General features: G+C 63.1%; 16 protein-coding genes. 10 read left to right on the top strand and 6 right to left on the bottom strand.

Features of this window, described 5'->3' with window-relative positions; all coding sequences use genetic code 11:
- Positions 1 to 64 precede the first annotated feature (64 nt).
- Both recQ and ACTJGZ_RS04485 read right to left on the bottom strand, forming a co-directional pair.
- The gene (gene recQ, locus ACTJGZ_RS04490) at positions 65 to 1,891 is read right to left on the bottom strand and encodes a DNA helicase RecQ (RefSeq protein ID WP_441661751.1); all 1,827 of its coding nucleotides are present in this window, start codon (positions 1,889 to 1,891) and stop codon (positions 65 to 67) included.
- Positions 1,892 to 2,034: 143 nt separating this feature from the next.
- On the bottom strand, positions 2,035 to 3,222 hold the full coding sequence (locus tag ACTJGZ_RS04485; protein ID WP_441661750.1) for a hypothetical protein: 1,188 nt from the start codon (positions 3,220 to 3,222) through the stop codon (positions 2,035 to 2,037).
- A 72-nt stretch (positions 3,223 to 3,294) separates the two neighbouring features.
- Here ACTJGZ_RS04485 and ACTJGZ_RS04480 point away from each other — a divergent pair, with 72 nt between their 5' ends.
- Together ACTJGZ_RS04480 and ACTJGZ_RS04475 are read left to right on the top strand one after the other, a co-directional pair.
- Positions 3,295 to 3,993 carry a response regulator gene (locus ACTJGZ_RS04480; RefSeq protein ID WP_441661749.1) on the top strand — a complete coding sequence of 233 codons (699 nt, stop codon included), beginning with the start codon at positions 3,295 to 3,297 and terminating at the stop codon, positions 3,991 to 3,993.
- An 8-nt stretch (positions 3,994 to 4,001) separates the two neighbouring features.
- Positions 4,002 to 5,417, top strand: coding sequence for an ATP-binding protein (locus ACTJGZ_RS04475; protein ID WP_441661748.1), 1,416 nt, complete (start codon positions 4,002 to 4,004; stop codon positions 5,415 to 5,417).
- On the opposite strand, the gene ACTJGZ_RS04470 is transcribed toward ACTJGZ_RS04475, so the two are convergent.
- Together ACTJGZ_RS04470 and ACTJGZ_RS04465 are read right to left on the bottom strand one after the other, a co-directional pair.
- Positions 5,359 to 6,390 carry a cytochrome d ubiquinol oxidase subunit II gene (locus ACTJGZ_RS04470; RefSeq protein WP_441661747.1) on the bottom strand — a complete coding sequence of 344 codons (1,032 nt, stop codon included), beginning with the start codon at positions 6,388 to 6,390 and terminating at the stop codon, positions 5,359 to 5,361. The genes ACTJGZ_RS04475 and ACTJGZ_RS04470 overlap by 59 nt on opposite strands.
- Entirely contained in the window at positions 6,387 to 7,730 is a 1,344-nt protein-coding gene (locus ACTJGZ_RS04465) for a cytochrome ubiquinol oxidase subunit I (protein WP_441661746.1), read from the bottom strand. Before ACTJGZ_RS04465 ends, ACTJGZ_RS04470 begins: the two co-directional genes overlap by 4 nt.
- 292 nt (positions 7,731 to 8,022) lie before the next feature.
- On the opposite strand from ACTJGZ_RS04465, the gene ACTJGZ_RS04460 reads away from it, so the two are divergent.
- The 5 genes from ACTJGZ_RS04460 to ACTJGZ_RS04440 all read left to right on the top strand — a co-directional run bounded on the left by ACTJGZ_RS04460 (position 8,023) and on the right by ACTJGZ_RS04440 (position 12,294).
- Positions 8,023 to 9,789: a glutamine--tRNA ligase/YqeY domain fusion protein gene (locus ACTJGZ_RS04460; RefSeq protein ID WP_441661745.1), complete on the top strand. Its 1,767-nt coding sequence runs from the start codon at positions 8,023 to 8,025 to the stop codon at positions 9,787 to 9,789.
- Positions 9,786 to 10,592 carry a septum site-determining protein MinC gene (gene minC, locus ACTJGZ_RS04455; protein ID WP_441661744.1) on the top strand — a complete coding sequence of 269 codons (807 nt, stop codon included), beginning with the start codon at positions 9,786 to 9,788 and terminating at the stop codon, positions 10,590 to 10,592. The genes ACTJGZ_RS04460 and minC overlap by 4 nt, the downstream gene beginning before the upstream one ends.
- A gap of 122 nt (positions 10,593 to 10,714) precedes the next feature.
- Positions 10,715 to 11,530 carry a septum site-determining protein MinD gene (gene minD, locus ACTJGZ_RS04450; RefSeq protein WP_441661743.1) on the top strand — a complete coding sequence of 272 codons (816 nt, stop codon included), beginning with the start codon at positions 10,715 to 10,717 and terminating at the stop codon, positions 11,528 to 11,530.
- A gap of 3 nt (positions 11,531 to 11,533) precedes the next feature.
- On the top strand, positions 11,534 to 11,809 hold the full coding sequence (minE, locus tag ACTJGZ_RS04445; RefSeq protein WP_441661742.1) for a cell division topological specificity factor MinE: 276 nt from the start codon (positions 11,534 to 11,536) through the stop codon (positions 11,807 to 11,809).
- A gap of 2 nt (positions 11,810 to 11,811) precedes the next feature.
- On the top strand, positions 11,812 to 12,294 hold the full coding sequence (locus tag ACTJGZ_RS04440; protein ID WP_441661741.1) for a YajQ family cyclic di-GMP-binding protein: 483 nt from the start codon (positions 11,812 to 11,814) through the stop codon (positions 12,292 to 12,294).
- A gap of 99 nt (positions 12,295 to 12,393) precedes the next feature.
- On the opposite strand, the gene ACTJGZ_RS04435 is transcribed toward ACTJGZ_RS04440, so the two are convergent.
- Both ACTJGZ_RS04435 and ACTJGZ_RS04430 read right to left on the bottom strand, forming a co-directional pair.
- Entirely contained in the window at positions 12,394 to 14,589 is a 2,196-nt protein-coding gene (locus ACTJGZ_RS04435) for a glycerophosphodiester phosphodiesterase family protein (RefSeq protein ID WP_441661740.1), read from the bottom strand.
- A 331-nt stretch (positions 14,590 to 14,920) separates the two neighbouring features.
- Positions 14,921 to 15,400, bottom strand: coding sequence for an AsnC family transcriptional regulator (locus ACTJGZ_RS04430; protein WP_441661739.1), 480 nt, complete (start codon positions 15,398 to 15,400; stop codon positions 14,921 to 14,923).
- 421 nt (positions 15,401 to 15,821) lie between these two features.
- On the opposite strand from ACTJGZ_RS04430, the gene ACTJGZ_RS04425 reads away from it, so the two are divergent.
- From ACTJGZ_RS04425 to ACTJGZ_RS04415, 3 genes are all read left to right on the top strand, one after another.
- Positions 15,822 to 17,225, top strand: coding sequence for an amino acid permease (locus ACTJGZ_RS04425; protein ID WP_441661738.1), 1,404 nt, complete (start codon positions 15,822 to 15,824; stop codon positions 17,223 to 17,225).
- 140 nt (positions 17,226 to 17,365) lie between these two features.
- Positions 17,366 to 18,664 carry a D-amino acid dehydrogenase gene (locus ACTJGZ_RS04420; RefSeq protein ID WP_441661737.1) on the top strand — a complete coding sequence of 433 codons (1,299 nt, stop codon included), beginning with the start codon at positions 17,366 to 17,368 and terminating at the stop codon, positions 18,662 to 18,664.
- A 9-nt stretch (positions 18,665 to 18,673) separates the two neighbouring features.
- The coding region (locus ACTJGZ_RS04415; RefSeq protein ID WP_441661736.1) for an alanine racemase at positions 18,674 to 19,160 on the top strand (487 nt) is incomplete at its 3' end.

Below are 19,160 nucleotides of genomic sequence, written 5' to 3'. Positions count from 1 at the left end.
CGCTACCGCCAGCAGCCGCCCAGCAAGCGGCCCTAGCCGCCGCAGCAACCGCTACAACAAACCGCTACAACACCGGCTGCAAGACCCGCTGCAGGATTTCCTCGCCGTAGGCTTCCAGCTTGCGTGTGCCCACACCGCTGATCTGCCCCAGGTCCTCCAGGGATTCGGGCGCCTGCAAGGCAATTTCGCGCAGGGTCGCGTCGTGGAAGATCACATAGGCAGGCACACCATGGTGGCGGGCGATTTCTGCCCGCCAGGCGCGCAAGGCTTCGAATATTTTGAGCGCTTCCGGCGGCAAATCCAGCAAAGCGGCCCTGGCCTTGCCGCTGCTGCGTGAAGAACGGGCGGCCTTTTCGCTTTCGCGCCGCAGCATCAACTGGCGTTCACCCTTGAGCACCGCCCGGCTGGCTTCGGTCAGCGCCAGCGTGCCGTAACCTTCCGCATCGGTCATGACCAGCCCTTGCGCCAGCAACTGGCGCATCACGCTGCGCCAGGCCTTGTCCGACATATCCGCCCCCACCCCGAACACGCTCAAGGTGTCATGCTGCTGCTGGGTGATTTTTTCGCTGCGTTTACCGCGCAGAATGTCGATCAGATGCCCGGCGCCGTACCGTTGGCCGCGCTCACGCCAAAGCCGGTAGATCGTGGACAGCAATTTCTGCGCCGCAACCGTGCCATCCCAGGATTCCGGCGGTTCCAGGCAGGTATCGCAATTGCCGCAAGCGCCTATGCGCTGGCCGAAATAGGCCAGCAGTTGCTGGCGGCGGCAGGACACGGTTTCACAGAGCGACAGCATGGCATCCAGGTTCGCCCCCTGGCGCCGCTTGAAGGCTTCCTCGCCCGGCGATTCTTCCAGCATGCGGCGCTGCTGCACAACATCCTGCAGGCCGTAGGCCAGCCAGGCCGAGGCCGGCAGGCCATCGCGCCCGGCACGCCCGGTTTCCTGGTAGTAGCCTTCTATGGATTTGGGCAGGTCGATGTGGGCCACAAAGCGGACATCGGGCTTGTCTATCCCCATGCCAAACGCAATCGTCGCCACCATCACCAGCCCGTCTTCCCGCAGAAAGCGGGACTGATTCTCGGCGCGCACCGCCTGGCTCAGGCCAGCGTGGTAAGGCAGCGCCTGCACTCCCTGGCGGCAAAGAAAATCTGCCGTTTCCTCAACCCGCGCCCGCGACAGGCAGTAAACGATCCCGGCCTCGCCTTCATGTTCAGCGCGGATCATGGCCAGCAGCTGGCGCCGTACCTCGTCTTTTTCAACAATGCGGTAGCGGATATTCGGCCGGTCGAAGCTGGAAACGAAATGCCGCGCTTCTGTCAGGGCCAGGCGCTGGGCGATCTCACTGCGTGTTTCGGCGGTCGCTGTCGCGGTCAGGGCGATGCGCGGCACCTGCGGCCAGCGCTCCTGCAGCATGGACAGGCCCAGATATTCCGGGCGGAAATCATGGCCCCACTGGCTGACGCAGTGGGCTTCGTCGATGGCAAATAGGGCAATCCGGCCCCGCGACAGCAAATCCAGGCAACGGTCGGTCAGCAGCCGTTCCGGCGCGACGTACAGCAAATCCAGCTCGCCCGCCAGGAATTGCTGCTCAACCGCCCGGGCTTCCCGCCAATCCTGGGATGAGTTCAGATAGGCGGCGCTGACGCCCAGTTCGGTCAGCGCATCGACCTGATCCTGCATCAGCGCGATCAGGGGCGACACGACAATACCCGTTCCCTCGCGCACCAGCGCAGGGATCTGGTAACACATGGATTTGCCGCCGCCCGTGGGCATCAGCACCAGCGCATCGCCGCCATCAATCACATGTTCGACGATGTCCTGCTGTTCGCCGCGGAATGACTCGTAGCCAAAGACCCGCCGCAGGACTTCCAGGGCTTCAGACTTCGGCATGATGAAGATGCGCCAGGCCTGGCGCAGGAATCGAATTAGACATGTGAGCATTTTACCTGCCGGATCGTACCGCAATCCGGCAGCATGTCATTCCTGCGCACCGCTGGCCGGAAGAGCCGCTTCCCGGCAGGCCCGCGCCTGCGTCAATCACCCAGCAGATTGACTGGCATGCTGAGATTCAGGCGCATGCCGTAATCACCTGAGACGATATCGCGGTCCGCTTCCCATTTGAGCTGCACATTGCGCCGCAGCGCCAGGCGGTGCGCAATTCCCATGCGCTGCACGGTGGTATTGCCGGAGCGCATATCCGAGTAGGTACCGCTGATGGTGCCCCAACCTGCCAGCGGCACCCCGGTTTCCAGCGTGCCCTGCATCCTGGGCTGCGCCAGCGGCCCGGTCGCGTAACGGCTCAAGTCGCTATAGCCACTCATGGCATATTCGGCGCGGTAGCCCACTTCCAGCCAGTCATAGACATTCACGACATACCCCAGGTTGTAGCGCGAGCCTTCGACGCTCTCATGCCGGCTGTGCGCCGCGCCGGCGCGCAAGCGCCCCCATTCGCCCAGCGAATAGACGCCGCCCAAGCCGACATTGCGCATTTTCGCCGCGGTCTGCACCTGCCCTTCCAGGGTCAGGTCGTTTTGCCAACCGTAGCGCACGGCCGTCTGCCCGGCGGACACGCCATATTCAACCGCGCCTGCCCCCGCGCTCCAGGGCGAATAGTCCAGCCAGCCCACGGCTGAGGAATAACCCACCGCGCCAGGCGCCAGCACACCGTCCATCCGGCCGCTTTGCAAACGCACCCCCGCCAGGGGAGCGCTGCCGGACAATTTCAAGCCGCTGCCCGGCAGGACGCCGAATGCCAGATCCGGCCCGTCCGCGCCACGGTAAACCCAGTGCGCCATCCCGTCGTTGCTTACCCCCAGCCTGCCGTCCAACACCACATGGCGCCCGCTGCCACTGCCTGCTGCCGCGTCATCGACAGCGCCCTGCGGGCGCAGCTCCGGCTGCCAGTGCAGGCCATAGACATCCAGCCCCTCCGCCATCCCCGGCTGCTGCGCGTCCAGGTCTTCCGGCGCGATGGCCTGGGGCGCCGCCGGTTCCGGGACCGCATACAGCCGCACGGGCGACAGGCGTTCCAGCCCGCTGGCATCATCCCATCCGGCCCAGGCCAGGCCCGGCAGCGCTAGCAACGGCAGCAATGGCAGCCATAGCCCGGACGGCCAGCCGGCCAGCCGCCTGAGCGCAAGTTTCCAGGCATTTCCCTGATTCCATACAGCTTTTTCCCAGGTCAAGCCCTGGGTGCGGAACATTTCAAAGCGTTTCCACATCTTGATCACCACGCCCGCGCAAGCGACACTGCTCGCATCCTAGATTTCTTCCCTCTACGTTCCCTCTACGCCATGGACAAACTTCCCAGCAAACTGCTGGTCGTCGATGACGACCCTGCCCTGCGGCAGCTACTCGCCGAATACCTCAACCGCCATGGCTACGACACCCTGCTGGCCCCGGACGCCACCGATCTGCCTGCCCGCATTGCGCGTTACTCGCCGGATCTGATCGTCCTGGACCGTATGCTGCCGGGCGGCGACGGCGCCCAGGCCTGCCGTCAGTTGCGCGAACAGGGAGAAGATATTCCCATTATCCTCCTGACTGCCCGCGACGAAACGCAGGATCGGATCAGCGGCCTGGAAGCCGGGGCCGACGACTATCTGGGCAAGCCTTTCGATCCGCGCGAACTGCTGGCACGCATTGAAGCCGTGCTGCGCCGCAAAGTCGGGCCATCTGCCCTGAACCGCACCAATCCGGTCAATTTCGGGCCATTCACCTATGACCCGATCCGGCGCCAACTGTTCCGCGCCGGGGAGCCCATGCATCTGACTGGCGGTGAAATCAATCTGCTGGAAGCCTTCGTCAACAATCCCGGCAAGCCGCTAAGCCGGGAAAAACTGCTGGCGCTGGCACGTGACGATGATGGCGAACGCAATGACCGCGCCATCGACATCGCCATCCTGCGCCTGCGGCGCGTGCTGGAGGAAGACCCGAAGCAACCGCGCTGGATCCAGACGGTCTGGGGCATCGGTTACCGCTTCGCCCCCTGAAGACCGCAATGAGCCGTTTGCGCCGTCTGGCCTGCCGTTACCTGGTTCCCCGTTCGCTGCGCGCGCGGGTTGCCTTTCTCGTGCTGGGCGCTGTGTTGTTTTCACACACAGTCACCATGATCATGATCGACCGCTACCAGGAGCGCTACGTCGATCCCGTCAAATACGATTTGATCATCACTGCCTTGCATACCCTGCAGGCAGCCGTGACCCATATTGAACCTGAAGAGCGTGTCGATTTTGTGCGCCGCGCTTCGCATGGCCAATGGTATCTCTGGAACCGCCAATTGCCCGCTGATGCCCAGTTGCATCCGCAGCAGGGCATGTCGGGCTCGCTGTCGCGCACTGTCAATGCCTCGCCCCAGTTGCAGGCCTTTGTCGAGCGCGTGAATGCCAGCCTGGGCGACGGCACGCTGGTCGCCGCCAGCCAGGGGCAGGCCGCACGCCTCTATATTTCCCTGTCGCATCCCCAGGACAAGGCCGACACCGACTGGCTGGTGGTGCCGCTGGACCGCCTGGATCCCCCTCTGGCCGCCCATATCATCGTGATCTGGCTGCTGACACTCAGCGGCGTCCTGATGCTGGCCGGCTGGTTTTCCTGGCATATTTCCCGCCCGATGACACGCCTGGCGGAAGCCGCCGACCACTTGGCCGCCGGCAAGCCCAGCCGCGTCCAGCCCGCAGGCCCGGATGAAATCCGGCTGCTGGGCGAACGGTTCAATGCCATGCTCGATGCGCTGGCCGAATCCGACGCCGTGCGCCGCACCTTGCTGGCGGGCCTGCCGCACGACCTGAAAGGGCCTTTGTCACGCATGTGGCTGCGCATAGAAATGTCCAGTGACCCGACCTTCTGCGAAGGCATGCGCAAAGACCTTCAGGATATGCAGCATATGATCGGCCAATTCCTGGATTTCGTGCGTGGCAGCGACCCGGCCGCCTACCAGCCCACCGCGCTGGAAATCCGCGCCTGGCTGCAAGACTATGTGCAGCTCTGGCATAACAGCGGGCTAGATATCGCATTCAACGACCTGTTGCAGCGGCCAGTCCGGCTGCGGCTGGACGACGGCGCGCTGCGCCGCCTGCTGGATAATTTGGTCAGCAATGCCATGCACCATGGCCAGCCGCCCATCCGCATCACGCTGGAAGCCGATGCCCTGCACGCCCACATTATTCTGGATGACCACGGCCCGGGCATCCCGGTCGAGCGGCGCCACGAAGCTCTGCGGCCTTTTCTACGCCTGGATGACGCGCGCACCCGCACGGGCAATGTCGGCCTGGGCCTGGCGCTGGCCGACACCATCGCACGCGCCCACCAAGGGGTTCTGCAACTGGACGATGCCCCGGACGGCGGCCTGCGGGTGCGCGTCAGTATTCCCCTGTCGCTGACGGACGGGCGAACAGACTCCGATAATTCATCACACTGACGACCAGCAGCACCGGCACTGCGACCACCGCCGCCGCCAGCGCCAGGCGCTGCGAACCGGGGTCGGCCGAGCCATCCCATATCGTCACTTCATCCAGAATGAGATAAGGGAACAGGCTGAAGGCCACCCCGATCAGCATCAACAGCAACAGCAGCAAGGTCAGCACGCACGGCAGCCAGCTGCGCCGGCGGCCCCGGCGGCGCGTCAGGGAGAAATCCAGGGCGATCATGCACAACAACATCGCCCCCCAGAATGCCAGGGCGGCGCGCCAGTCGCCGCCATTGCTCCAACGATGCAAGACCCCGCCATTGAGCAGGCCCAGGGTCATGGCGACCGCCAGCATCCCGGTCGCGCTCCAGGGGATCATGCGCCTGGCCCAATTCACGGCGCGCTCCTGCAAATTGCCCTGCAGGCGCGCCGATAACCAGCTGGCGGCCAGCACGATATACGTTGCCAAGGCGCACAGGCCGCACATCAGGTCGAATAACAGATACGTCACGCCGCCCTGGTAGCCGGTGGCAATGCGCCCCAGCACCCAGCCATGGCCCAGCGCCGTCAGCACCGCGCCGACCCAGAAACCATGGAGCCAGCGGGCACGGTCGGCCGGCCGCGCCCGGTAGCGGAACTCAAAGCACACGGCACGCAAAATGCCGCCAAGCAGCACCAGGGTCAGCGGCGCATAGAGCCGTCCCATCACCTGCCCCCAGGCCGCCGGAAAGGCGCTGGCGAACAAACCGGCGGCAAGCAGCAGCCAGGCGCCATTGGCATCGCGCCAGGCGCCCAAATGCGCCCAGAGGCGCTGCCTGGCATCTGGCGGCGCCAGCGGCAACAGCACGCCCACGCCCAGATCGAAGCCATCCAGAATCGCGCCGGCAATCAGCAGCACCCACAGCACGGCCAGACATGCCAGCGGCAGCCAGAAAGCAGGATCCTGGACCTGCATGCCCAGTGAATTGGCCAGTCCCGTCATCATCGCAGTGTCTCCCCTGCCCGCCGCACCGGCACCACGCCATGGCGCGCAGCCTGGAACAGCATCCTGGCAAAGCCCCAGACGCCCAGCCCCAGCACCGCCACATACGCCAGCAAACTGGCCCACAGCCCGGCGACCGGCAGGCTATTGCCTACCTCGGCAAAAGTAATGGTGCCGGCAACGAAATAAGGCACGCGCCCCATTTCCCCCAGCCACAAGGACACAGCCAGCATGAACAGGCCAGCCAGCGTCAGCCAGGCCAGCACGCGGCGCAGCCTGACCGGCCAGGCCGACACGCGCAACGCGCCGCGGCGTTTCGCGGTCCATAGCGTCCAGAGCAGCGCCAGCAGCACCAGCAAAGCCAACAAGGCCAGCAGGCGCGCCGCCAGAAACACTGTCATCACTGGCGGCAGCATGCCCGACGCCTGATCCAGACCAGCCCAGGCCCCTTCGGCCTGCTGCGCCAGCCAGGGCCAATCAGCCAGGCCCAGACGCCACTCGGTCAAATTCACCTGCATGGCCGGATCCGGCACGGCGAACAACAGGAACGCCGCCTCTTTGCCGCTTTCCCACAGCCCGGCCAGGGCGGCCAGCTGCACCGGCTGCCAGGCGGCCAGCAAAGGCATCTGCACCAGCAAGGCCGCGCCCCAGGCCACAAGACTAGCCAGCGCGAGCCAGCAGCCCAGCCAGAACACCCGGGTTTCGCTCTCCGACAAATCCCGCTGCAAGGATTGCCAGGCGGATATGCCGGTCATCAGGCAGCCCACGGCAAAGAACCCGCCAGCCAGAACACGCAACAGCATCCAAGGCGCCAGCCCGTCAAACAGCAGCGCCCGCCAGTCATCCACATAATATTGGCCATTGAACCAGGTGGAGCCGACCGGCGCGTGGGTCCAGCCCAAGAGCGCCAGCTCCCAGAATAATGTCAGCGTCAGGCCAGCCGCCGTCATGCAGACGCTCAGCGCATGAACCCGGGGCGACACGCGCATCTGCCCGAATAGCATGACACCCAGAAAGCAGGTTTTGAAAAGGAATACGGTCAGGACGATGGCAGCCAGCAGCGGCCCGGCGACATTCCCGACGCGCTCGCCCAGCCCAGGCCACAAACTGCCCGCCTGGAACAGCACAGGCAGGCCGGAAGCAAAGGCCAGCACCCACGCCAGGGCGAAAAAACGGACCCAGAAGCGATAGGCTGGCAGCCAGGCCGCGGCCCGGCGGGCGCGCCACTTCATGGCGCACAGCAGCCATGCCAGCGCCGCCGCCAGCGCCAGAAATGTCTGGTGGAACCCCAGCCCGCCAAGGAACTGGACCTGGGCCAGTGCCAGGGCAGTGAAATCCGTCATGGGTGAAAAGTCCGATCCCTCAACAATGCAACGGGCCTGAATGTACAACAGCCATATGGTCAGCTGCGCCGCTTTGTCGTATCGTCAGGCCTAGAGCGGCGACACTGCCGGTGCCTGCGCGCCGCGACATGGTGGCGCCCTTCCCCCGCCTGCCCGCTGCGGATAGACCGGTGCTCCAGCCTGATGCAAGAACGTTGCTGGAAAACCGACAATTTCGCGAGAATAACAGCCTGTTCCCGCAGCCGTGGCAAAATTGATGTTTCGACTTCTTTTGCGCGATTCTCACAGCGTTATGAGCCAAGTTCCGCCGGTAGCGCCGGTTTCCAATTTTATCCGTCAAATCATCGAATCCGACCTGAATGCCGACCGCTTCCGCGGCAAGCTCTGGGCCGGCGCGCCCGGCCCTGCCTCCGTGCAGGCGCAGGGCCAGCAGGATCCCGCGCGCATTCGCACCCGGTTCCCGCCGGAACCCAACGGCTACCTGCACATCGGCCATGCCAAAAGCATCTGCCTGAATTTCGGGCTGGCGCGTGATTATGGCGGCGTCTGCCACCTGCGCTTCGACGATACCAACCCTGAAAAAGAAAATCAGGAATACGTCGATGCTATCAAAGACACCGTGCATTGGCTGGGTTTCGACTGGAAATCCGAAGCCGGTGAAGACAATCTGTATTTTGCCAGCGACTACTTCGACTATATGTACGGCTTTGCCGAAGCATTGATCGAAGCTGGCTATGCCTATGTGGACGAACAAAGCGCTGATGAAATCCGCGCCAACCGCGGCACGCTGACCGAAGCCGGCACCAACTCGCCCTGGCGTGACCGCCCGGCGGCCGAGTCGCTGCAGCGCCTGCGCGAAATGCGCGACGGCCAGCACCCTGACGGCAGCCTGGTGCTGCGCGCCCGCATCGACATGGCGTCGCCCAATATCAACCTCCGCGATCCGGTGCTCTACCGCGTGCGTCATGCCCACCACCACCGCACGGGCAACAAATGGTGCATCTACCCGATGTACACCTGGGCTCACCCGGTCGAGGACGCGCTGGAAGGCATTACCCACAGCATCTGCACCCTGGAATTTGAAGACCAGCGGCCCTTCTATGACTGGATCCTGGCGCGCCTGGCGGAATTGGGCCAGCTGGCCCAGCCGCTGCCGCACCAATATGAATTCGCCCGCCTGAACCTGAGCTATGTCGTGACCAGCAAGCGCAAGCTGCTCAAGCTGGTTCAAGACGGCCTGGTAGAAGGCTGGGACGACCCGCGCATGCCCACCCTGGTCGGCCTGCGCCGCCGCGGTTATACCCCTTCGGCCATCCGCCTGTTCTGCGAACGCATCGGCGTGGCGCGCGCAGACTCGCGCATTGACTACAGCCTGCTGGAACAAGCGCTGCGCGACGACCTCGACCCGGTCGCCGAACGCGCCGTGGCGGTGCTCGACCCGGTCAAGCTGATCATCACCAATTATCCTGAAGGCCAGACCGAAGCCTGCAGCGCCCCGCTCAACCCGCATGACCCGGAAGCCGGCCAGCGCCACTTCCCGTTCTCGCGCGAGCTGTGGATAGAGCGTGACGACTTCCGCGAAGAAGCGCCGAAGAAATACTTCCGCCTGTTCCCCGGCAACACGGTGCGCCTGAAATACGGCTATGTCGTGAAATGCACGGGCTTCAGCAAGGACGCCAACGGCAACATCACCGAGGTGCATGCCGAATACCTGCCCGATACCAAAAGCGGCACGTCTGGCGCCGACAGCGTCAAGGTCAAGGGCAATATCACCTGGGTGAGCGCCGCTCACGCGGTGCCCGCCGAGATCCGTCTCTATGACCGGCTGTTCTCGGACGCCTTCCCGGATGCTGGCGACAAGGAATTCCTGGATTTCCTCAACCCCGATTCCATCAAGGTCGTCCGCGGCTGGCTGGAACCGGGTCTGACGGCTGAACCCGGCCAGCGCTGGCAGTTCGAGCGGCTGGGCTACTTTGCCGCTGACCGCGAATTGTCCCGCCCGGAGGCGCCAGTCATCAACCGCATCACGACGCTGCGGGATTCCTGGGCCAAAGCATGAGCGCCAAGCAATCTGATTCCGCGCTGGATTTCAAAAGCGCCACGCTCTACGCCGTACGCCTGGTCCTGCGCGACGCCAAACTGAAAACGCTGCAAGCCGATCTGGAAAAGCGCATGGCCGATGTCGGGGCGCTGTTTGAAAACGAGCCGGTGGTCATAGACGCCAGCGGCCTGGACACGCCGCTGGATTGGCCAGGCCTGGCGGCCGCGCTGCGCGAACACCGCCTGCCCCCTATCGGTTTCATCGCCGATGAGGCGCAGCACCCGGCGGCACGCGCCGCCGGCCTGGTGCCCGTGGACCTGTCGCCGCTGCCGGCTGCGCGGCCGGCCAGCGCAGAAGCCGCCGACGCCGCATCGGCGCCGGTGCCGCACCAGCAAGGCGAAGTAGTCGCCAGCCAGGCCGCGCCGGCAGAGTCCGCCGATACGCCTGCGGCGGCAGCCGCGACCGGCACCGCTGCGCCGCAGGCCTCGCGCCTGCCCGCCATGATTCTGCGCCGGCCGCTGCGTTCGGGCCAGCGCGTCTATGCCCGCCATGCGGATCTTGTCATCATCGGCATGGTCAGCAGCGGCGCGGAAATCATTGCTGACGGCAATATCCATGTTTATGGGCCATTGCGGGGCAAGGCCATGGCTGGCGCGCGCGGCGATACCGATGCCCGTATTTTTGCGACGCAGCTGGACCCGGAATTGATCGCCATCGCGGGTATTTACCGCGTGGTCGAGGAAAAACTGCCCAGCGATGTCCACAACAAACCCGCCAGTGTCAGCCTGGATGGCGAAACCTTGACGGTCATGCCACTCTAATTGGCTGCGGTAACACCGCTTTACGCCTGGAAGCGGTGGTTTTTGTTACTTTTGCTTTACGATACAGGCTTGTACTTCCATTTGTTTGTATCTCCATTCATTCCTCAGAAGGTTCCTGATTCATGACTCGCATCGTTGTGGTGACATCCGGCAAGGGCGGGGTAGGCAAGACCACCACCAGCGCCAGCTTTTCTTCAGGCCTGGCCCTGCGCGGCCACAAGACCGTTGTCATCGACTTTGACGTTGGCCTGCGCAATCTCGATCTCATTCTGGGCTGCGAGCGCCGCGTCGTTTACGACTTCGTCAACGTCATCCAGGGCGATGCCTCGCTCAAGCAGGCGCTGATCAAGGACAAGCAGACCGACAACCTCTATATCCTGCCCGCTTCGCAAACACGCGACAAAGACGCGCTCACGCTGGAAGGCGTGGGCAAAGTCCTGGACGAACTGAAGGAAATGGGCTTTGAGTACATTGTCTGCGATTCGCCTGCCGGTATCGAAACCGGCGCGCTGATGGCTGCGTACTTCGCCGATGACGCCTTGGTCGTGACCAACCCGGAAGTCTCTTCGGTGCGCGACTCGGACCGCATCCTCGGCATTCTGTCAGCCAAGTCCAAGCGCGCCATCGACGGCGCCGAACCGGTACGCGAATTCCTGCTGCTGACGCGCTACAGCCCCAAGCGCGTGGCCGAAGGTGAAATGCTATCGCTGCAGGATATCGAAGACATTCTGCGCATCCGCCTGATCGGTGTCATCCCCGAATCCGAAGCCGTGCTGCAAGCCTCCAACCAGGGGATTGCCAGCATCCACCTCGAAGGTGAAGACGTCTCCGAAGCCTACAAGGACGTCATTGCGCGTTACCTGGGCGAAGACAAACCGCTGCGTTTTACCGACTACGAGAAACCCGGCCTGCTCAAGCGCCTGTTCGGAGGGAAGTAAGCCATGTCCTTCCTCTCCTTCCTGCTGGGCCAGAAAAAGCCCACGGCCAGCGTGGCCAAGGAGCGCCTGCAGATCATCCTGGCGCATGAACGCTCCGGCCAGAGCTCGCCCGATTACCTGCCGCAGTTGCAACAGGAGCTGCTGGCTGTCATTTCCAAGTATGTCAACATCAATCCTGACGACATCAAGGTCAATGTCGAACGCCAGGATAGTTTCGAAATCCTGGAAGTGAAGATTGAAATGCCGCAGAATGCGACACCTGCGGAACAGAAGGAATAAGCATGCCTAGTTTTGACGTCGTGTCGGAAGTGGACAAACACGAACTGCGTAACGCTGTTGATCAGGCCAATCGCGAACTGGCCACGCGCTTCGACTTCAAGGGCGTGACGGCAGCCTTCGAACTGGAAGAGTTCATCGTCAACCTGTCGGCGCCCAGCGCATTCCAGCTGGGCCAGATGCGCGACATCCTGCGCGCCCGTCTGAGCGCGCGCAGCATAGATACGCGTTGCCTGGAAGTCGCCGATCCCCTGGAAAACCTGGGTGGCGCCCGCCAGAAAATCACCGTCAAGCAAGGGATAGAGCAAGCGGTTTCCAAGAAACTGATTGCTGCCATCAAGGCGGCCAAGCTCAAGGTGGAAACCCAGATTGCCGGTGACAAGCTGCGGGTAACCGGCAAAAAGCGCGATGACCTGCAAGAGGCCATCGCCTTGCTGCGCGGCACAGAGGTCGAACTGCCCTTGCAGTTCAACAATTTCCGCGACTAAAACACCGCCGCCCGCACTGGGCGAGCGTCAAAAAGCGGTGCGGGCAAATTTTGCCCGCACCGCTTTTTTTTCATTTCACCATGACGCCGGTGCCGCGGCTTAACGAATCGTCACCGTAACCGGCTCAGAGAAAATGGTGTATTGGCGGCCTCCCGTCAGCGTCTGGGTATAGCCCAGCAGCACAGTGGCCTGGCCCGCACCGGTAAAAATGAGCTGGCCATTTTCCTGGCGGTAGGCAGCCGTGCTGTCCACCACGACCATCTCGGCGCTCTGCGCGGCCGTGGTCTTGCCATTCTGATGCGTCAGCGTCACGGCGGCGGCGGCAGCAGTATTCTGCGCGAAGCTGATACTGGCTGATACCGGCGCCACCCGGACGGCGTAATCACTGAACCATTGCGCATAGTCCGTGGTCAGGCCATGGGTGCCATACTGGTAGTAATTTTCCGCCACGGCCTGATCGCGAAAGGTCCACGGCCAGAATGTCGTGCCGCGATGCTTGGCCACTTCCATAATCTCCCGGCTCAGATTGGCATAGCTAGGATTGAAGGTAGAAGACATGGCCTGGGTGCCGGCCAGAATGGCGCGCAACACGGCAGGCGCCGCGCCTGTCGGCGTGCTGGTCAACAGGCCGGCGGACATCTCCGGCATGATGTCACGCATGCGGCGCAGCTGATCCTGATGGAAGGAAATCACGATGACCTGATCCTGCACGCCATATGCTTCGATCAAGGCCTTGAGCGGCGCGATGATATTCGGGTTGCCTGTCTTGATCTCCACAAACTGCGTGACGGGTTTGCCGCGCAAGGCGCCAAAGTATTCATCCAGCGTCGGGATGGCCAGGCCCTGCGGCTTGGTGCGCAAGGCTTGCAGCTCCGCCAGCGAATAGTTTTCCACGCTGCCCTTGCCGGTAGTGGTGCGATCCAGCGTATCGTCGTGGATGATGACCAGGCGATTATCCCTCGTCAGGTAAATATCGGATTCCACGGCGTTCGCGCCCAGCTCCACTGATTTGAGCGCGCCTTCCAGCGTATTTTCATCCACCAGCGAAGGCACGCCCCGGTGGCCTATCACCAGCGGCATGCGCAACAGGGTATTGGCCGGAAAACGTTCCAGCAGCGTTGTGAATACCTCGACATCCGGCGTGATGATGCCATTGATGCCTGTCGTCAGGATTTGCGCCGCCGCCTGCGGCGTCGTGTGCTGCGACACGGCCCAGGGCGTGATCAGCATGCGCTGCAAATATGCCACGGCATCCCGCGCCAGCATGCGTTCCGGCAGGATGGCGATTTTGCTGCCGGAACGGTTGGTCTGCTGCACAACAGTTAGCAGATCCTGGCGCGTATTGCGCAGCGCCGATTGGCTCAGATCCAGCGCCGTCCGGGCCATGGGAATACGCTGGCGCGCCAAGGCCAGCAAATCCGCGTCATCGGCGACCAGCGTCAAATCCACCAGATTGCGTTCTGCCGCAACGGCCGCCAGCGCCTCGATGGTCGCGGCATCGGCAATCCGCAGCGCGGGCAGCGCCGCCATGCCGGTCTCCAGCTTTTGCAGCAGGCTGCCTTCACTTTGCCCGCCAGCGCTGGCCAGATTCAGGGCGGCATCCAGCCCGAACAACATGCCGCCGGCGCCGCGCAACGACGCGCCAGCCGCATCCGCGGCGGCAATCAGCGTAGGCGCCATGGCCACGCCGCTTTCCTGCTGAGGCGCCGGATAGATATCGCCCATGCTGGGCAAGGCCTTCAGCTGTTCTTTAATCGTAATGTCATGCACACGGATCTCCGCGCCGGCTGCCTGGATGCCAAAGGTGCCGGGACGTACGTCGCCGACTTCCGCATCATGCAGCAGTTTGCCATCCAGATACTGGCGGACGCGGCCATTGTAGGCTTCGATGCTGACCCGGTAGGTTTTCCCGGCTTGCAGTGCTTCGTCAAACGCCGCGGTGTGGGTCACGTTCCAGCCATTATTGCTGCGATAGGCCAGCTCCGTGCCATTCGACGCGGCCGCATTCTGGCGGAAGGCAGCCTGAAAATAGGGTTCCAGGTTGGCCGTGTCGGACACCCGGTACATGAACGACACCCAGCGCGAGTTGTTATTGGCGGCGGCCAGCGTGAAGCCGGCATCCAGCCGGAAATTCTGGATGGCAGGCAGCGGCAGCATGACCGCTGTCGCGTTGTAATCGTCCCCCCGCCCATTGACGATCAAAGAGCCGTCCTTGACGTAGGCCGCGCCATTGACACCATTGTGCTGCCGCCAGCCTGCCGGCAAAGTGCTGCCCGCAAAGCTTTCCTGCAGCAAGACTTTGGGCTCAGGTTCGGGTTCGGGCTGGGGTTCCGGCGTCTCGCCCCCGTCCCCCGGATTCTAGCCCCCAGTCCCAGGCTGTTCGACCGGCGGCGGCCCGGTCTCATTGTCTTCATCATCAGAGGAATGACAAGCGGCCAGCAGGACGGACATCGCCAACGTCAGGGATAAATGCGTAATTTTCATGGAATCAGGCATCAAAGTAGTCGAAAAGCGCAAGTCTAGGCAAACAAGGTGGCAGGTCTGTGACGCTGCGCTGCCGCCTGAAACCTGATGCTGATGCTGATGCCTGATGCCTGATGCCTGATGCCTGCTGATGCCTGCCAGCCTATAACGGCAGGGTCAGCGTGTCCTTGATCTCCTCCATGACGATATAGCTATGCGATTCGGCTGCCACCGGCAGCTTTTTGAGGATATCGCCCAGCAGGCGCCGGTATTCCCGCATGCCGCCCAGCCGCGCCTTGACCAGATAGTCAAAACTGCCTGCGACCAGATGGCATGCCAGGACATCAGGCACCAGCATCAGCTCTTTACGGATCTTCTCGAAGATTTCCTCTGATTTCGACGACAGGCGCAACTCGACAAATACCAGCAGCGGCTTGCCCAGCGCATCCGGCGATACGCTGGCGTGATAGCCGGTGATCACCCCGGCCCGCTCCATGCGCCGGACACGTTCGGCGCATGGCGTCGTCGATAAACCCACCAGCCCGGCCAATTCCGTCATCGGAATGCGCCCCTGGCGTTGCAGGATGGCCAGGATTTTCCTGTCCATGCGATCCAGGGAGTGTTTTTCACTTTTATCGTTCATGGCCAATTTCGCCTTCAGGTGAATTCACTTTATCTCCGTTATATTTTAGTTAAATAAACTGCAATCAAAGCCATACAATCCTGTTTTTACTGGATTTTTATTATTTGACGGCATTCAGAAAGAATTTTCCACTGCCGTCATAACAAAAACCATTTCCGTTCCGAGAGGCGTCAGACTCTGCTCCGGCCCGGGCATTCCCTTTGTGCCAGGCCATGCGCGGTTGCTGCCTGCGTCTTTTAATGAATAGGAATACTAATCACAAGCGCTTTTATACAAAACCAGACTGATGGCGGCGTCATGAGCGCCGGCGGCGCAGCATCCTGCTTGCGCACCGCCACGCCATGGCGTGCCGCTCCGGCCATCGCCTGCCGCACCCCTGCCGGACCGCTGTCAGAAAAAACCATAAAAAATGGAGACATGCATGTTTAGAAGAAAATCACTGGATACCTTGACGCAACACGCGCCTGAACACAGGCTAGTGCGTTCTTTGACCTGGATACATCTGGTGGCGCTCGGTATCGGCGCCATTGTGGGAACCGGGATCTTCACGCTGGTTGGCGTCGGCGCCGACCGTGCCGGCCCGGCAGTGCTGCTGTCCTTTATGGTCGCCGGACTGGTCTGCGTCTGCGCTGCCCTGGCCTATGCGGAAATGGCTACCATGATGCCGGCAGCCGGCGGCGCCTATACCTATTCCTATGTCGCCCTGGGCGAAGTCATCGCCTGGGTGGTAGGCTGGTGCCTGATCCTGGAGTACTCGCTGATCGTCAGCACGGTTGCCGTCGGCTGGTCCGGTTATATGGTGGGATTCCTGAACGGCATGGGCATTCATTTGCCGCAGGCGATCGTGGCCGGGCCTGACGCCGGCGGCGTCGTGAACCTGCCTGCCGTGCTGATCACAGTGGTCGTCGCCGGGCTGCTGATCCGTGGCACCAAAGAAAGTGCGACCTTCAATGCCGTCCTCGTCCTCATCAAGCTTTCCGCGCTGGCCTTGTTTGTCTATGTCGCGCTGCAGCATTTCGACGTGGCCAATATCGAGCCATTCATGCCTTACGGTTTCTTCAAATCCGTCGGTGAAGATGGCGTCGAACGGGGCGTGATGGCCGCAGCCGCCATTGTGTTCTTCGCCTATGCCGGTTTCGATGCGGTGGCCACCGCGGCGGAAGAAGCCAAGAACCCGGATCGCGATCTCGCCATCGGGATTGTCGGCTCCCTGCTGGGCTGCACCACGATCTACATTTTCGTCTCTCTGGCTGCCCTGGGCGCCATGAGCTATCTTGCGCTGGGCAATAGCGCGGAGCCGCTGGCGCTGATCCTGCGCGGCATCGGGCAGGACCGCATGGCGGTCATCATCGCCGGCGCAGCCGTCGTGGCGCTGCCCACGGTACTGCTGGCCTTCCTGTACGGCCAAAGCCGGATTTTCTTCGTCATGGCGCGTGACGGCCTGCTGCCGAAACGGCTGGCCTCGGTCAACCAGAAAACCGGCACGCCGGTTGCCATCACGCTGATGACCACGGTGCTGGTCGCCAGCCTGGCAGGCACAGCCCGCCTGGACGAAATCGCCGCGCTGGCCAACGCTGGAACGCTGATGGCATTTGTCGCGGTCGGCGCCAGCCTGCTGGTCATGCGCAAACGCGAACCTAACCGCGAGCGCCGCTTCCGGGCCCCGCTGGTCTGGGTGGTCGGCCTGGGCGCCATCGGCGGCTGCCTGTACCTGTTCTTCAGCCTGCCGTCCCGGACCCTGATGTGGTTCTTCATCTGGAGCGCGATCGGCATCGTGGTTTACCTGCTCTACGGCCGCCGCAAGAGCCTCTTGCAAACGCAATAAGCCAGCGCGGCGTCAAGGCCACCGGCCTCACCCGGCACGCCCTGGCGCCGCGCCCAGGTCTCCATGCAAACGCCTTGCATGGGGCATTCCGCCGGATGGCTGCCATCGCCATCCTGCATCCTTGAACGGAGTTGTTCCTCATGAAAGTCATCGTCCTCGGCGGCGGCGTGATTGGCGTCACCAGCGCATACTATCTCGCGCGCGCCGGAATGCAGGTCACCCTGATCGACCGCGCGGCGGGCGCCGCCGATGAAACCAGCTTCGGCAATGCCGGCCAGATCTCACCGGGGTACTCTACCCCCTGGGCCGCGCCCGGCATTCCGCTCAAGGCGATCAAGTGGCTGTTCCAGAAACACGCTCCGCTGGCCATCCGGCTGGATGGCAGCCTGTTCCAGCTGCGCTGGATGCTGGACATGCTGCGCAACTGCAACGCGGAACGCTATGCGATCAACAAGGAACGCATGACGCGTGTGGCGGAGTACAGCCGTGATTGCCTGCGCCAATTGCGCGCTGACACCGGCATTCAGTACGAACACCGCACCGGCGGAACGCTGCAACTGTTCCGCAACCAGGCTCAGATCGACGCGGTGCAGCGCGATATCGCCGTGCTACAGGAATGCGGCGTGCCCTATGAGCTGTTGACGCCGGATGAGCTGCCGCGCGTGGAGCCCGCGCTGGCCCAGGCCAAAGACCGCCTGACCGGCGGCTTGCGGCTGCCCAATGACGAAACCGGCGACTGCCATCTTTTCACGCGCGCCCTGGCCGATATTGCGGCACGCGCAGGGGTGGAATTCCGCTGGAACACGCCCATCGAGCGCCTGCAGGTCGAAGGCGGCCGCATCACGGGCGTGCAGGCTGGCCAGCAGATGTTTCAGGCTGACCGCTACGTGCTGGCGCTGGGCAGTTATTCACGCGCCATGCTGCAATCCCTGGCGCTGGATCTGCCCGTTTATCCCGTCAAGGGCTACTCCCTGACGGTGCCGCTGCTTGACCCGGCCCTGGCGCCGCAATCGACGGTGCTGGACGAAACCTACAAAATCGCCGTGACCCGCTTCGACCAGCGCATCCGTGTCGGCGGCATGGCCGAACTGGCAGGTTTCGATTTGCGGCTGGATCCGCGCCGCCGCGCCACGCTGGAAATGGTTGTCAAGGACCTGTTCCCCGGCGGGGATGTCCCGGCGGCGACATTCTGGACCGGCCTGCGCCCGATGACGCCGGACAGCACCCCTGTGATCGGCGCCACCCGCTATCCCAATCTGTTCCTCAACACCGGCCACGGCACCCTGGGCTGGACCATGGCCTGCGGCTCGGGCCGCCTGACGGCCGATCTGGTCAGTGGCCGCACCCCGGAAATCAGCACCGAAGGCCTGGCGCTGGACCGTTACCAGCCGCGCCACCGCCCGTTGGCCACCCGTTCTCCTGCCAATCAAACCCGCTAGGCCATACCGATGCGCCCCTCTTTTGCCCTGATCGACCTCGACGCCCTGCGGCACAATTACCAGGTTGCCAAGCGCCTGCACGGCGGCAAGGCGCTGGCCGTCCTGAAAGCCAATGCCTACGGCCATGGCGCCATCCGCTGCGCGCAGGCGCTGGCCCGTGACGCAGACGGCTATGCCGTCGCCTTCGTCGAAGAAGCCCTGGCGCTGCGCCAGGCTGGCATCACCCACCCTATTCTGGTGCTGGAAGGCTTTTTCGATGCCGAGGATCTGCAGCTGGCGCAGCAACATGATCTCTGGGTCGTGGTGCACCAGACATCCCAGCTTGCCCTGATTGAAGCCGCTGATGTCCCATCCGCCCCATCTGCCTCATCTGCCACCCACCCGCGCCTGCATGTCTGGCTGAAAATCGACACCGGCATGCACCGCGCCGGCTTTGCGCCGGCGCAGGCCGATGCCATGCATGCGCGTCTGCGCGCCTGTCGCCAGGTCGGGGATA

Source organism: Kerstersia sp., assembly GCF_052103615.1.
GTDB lineage: Bacteria > Pseudomonadota > Gammaproteobacteria > Burkholderiales > Burkholderiaceae_B > Kerstersia.
Note: the sequence above shows the minus strand (reverse complement) of the source record. Positions and strands in the feature narration are given on the sequence as shown.

Coding starts and splice junctions, on each gene's coding strand:
- recQ (WP_441661751.1), bottom strand. CDS start 1,891: ATGCCGAAGTCTGAAGCCCTGGAAGTCCTGCGGCGGGTCTTTGGCTAC.
- ACTJGZ_RS04485 (WP_441661750.1), bottom strand. CDS start 3,222: ATGTGGAAACGCTTTGAAATGTTCCGCACCCAGGGCTTGACCTGGGAA.
- ACTJGZ_RS04480 (WP_441661749.1), top strand. CDS start 3,295: ATGGACAAACTTCCCAGCAAACTGCTGGTCGTCGATGACGACCCTGCC.
- ACTJGZ_RS04475 (WP_441661748.1), top strand. CDS start 4,002: ATGAGCCGTTTGCGCCGTCTGGCCTGCCGTTACCTGGTTCCCCGTTCG.
- ACTJGZ_RS04470 (WP_441661747.1), bottom strand. CDS start 6,390: ATGATGACGGGACTGGCCAATTCACTGGGCATGCAGGTCCAGGATCCT.
- ACTJGZ_RS04465 (WP_441661746.1), bottom strand. CDS start 7,730: ATGACGGATTTCACTGCCCTGGCACTGGCCCAGGTCCAGTTCCTTGGC.
- ACTJGZ_RS04460 (WP_441661745.1), top strand. CDS start 8,023: ATGAGCCAAGTTCCGCCGGTAGCGCCGGTTTCCAATTTTATCCGTCAA.
- minC (WP_441661744.1), top strand. CDS start 9,786: ATGAGCGCCAAGCAATCTGATTCCGCGCTGGATTTCAAAAGCGCCACG.
- minD (WP_441661743.1), top strand. CDS start 10,715: ATGACTCGCATCGTTGTGGTGACATCCGGCAAGGGCGGGGTAGGCAAG.
- minE (WP_441661742.1), top strand. CDS start 11,534: ATGTCCTTCCTCTCCTTCCTGCTGGGCCAGAAAAAGCCCACGGCCAGC.
- ACTJGZ_RS04440 (WP_441661741.1), top strand. CDS start 11,812: ATGCCTAGTTTTGACGTCGTGTCGGAAGTGGACAAACACGAACTGCGT.
- ACTJGZ_RS04430 (WP_441661739.1), bottom strand. CDS start 15,400: ATGAACGATAAAAGTGAAAAACACTCCCTGGATCGCATGGACAGGAAA.
- ACTJGZ_RS04425 (WP_441661738.1), top strand. CDS start 15,822: ATGTTTAGAAGAAAATCACTGGATACCTTGACGCAACACGCGCCTGAA.
- ACTJGZ_RS04420 (WP_441661737.1), top strand. CDS start 17,366: ATGAAAGTCATCGTCCTCGGCGGCGGCGTGATTGGCGTCACCAGCGCA.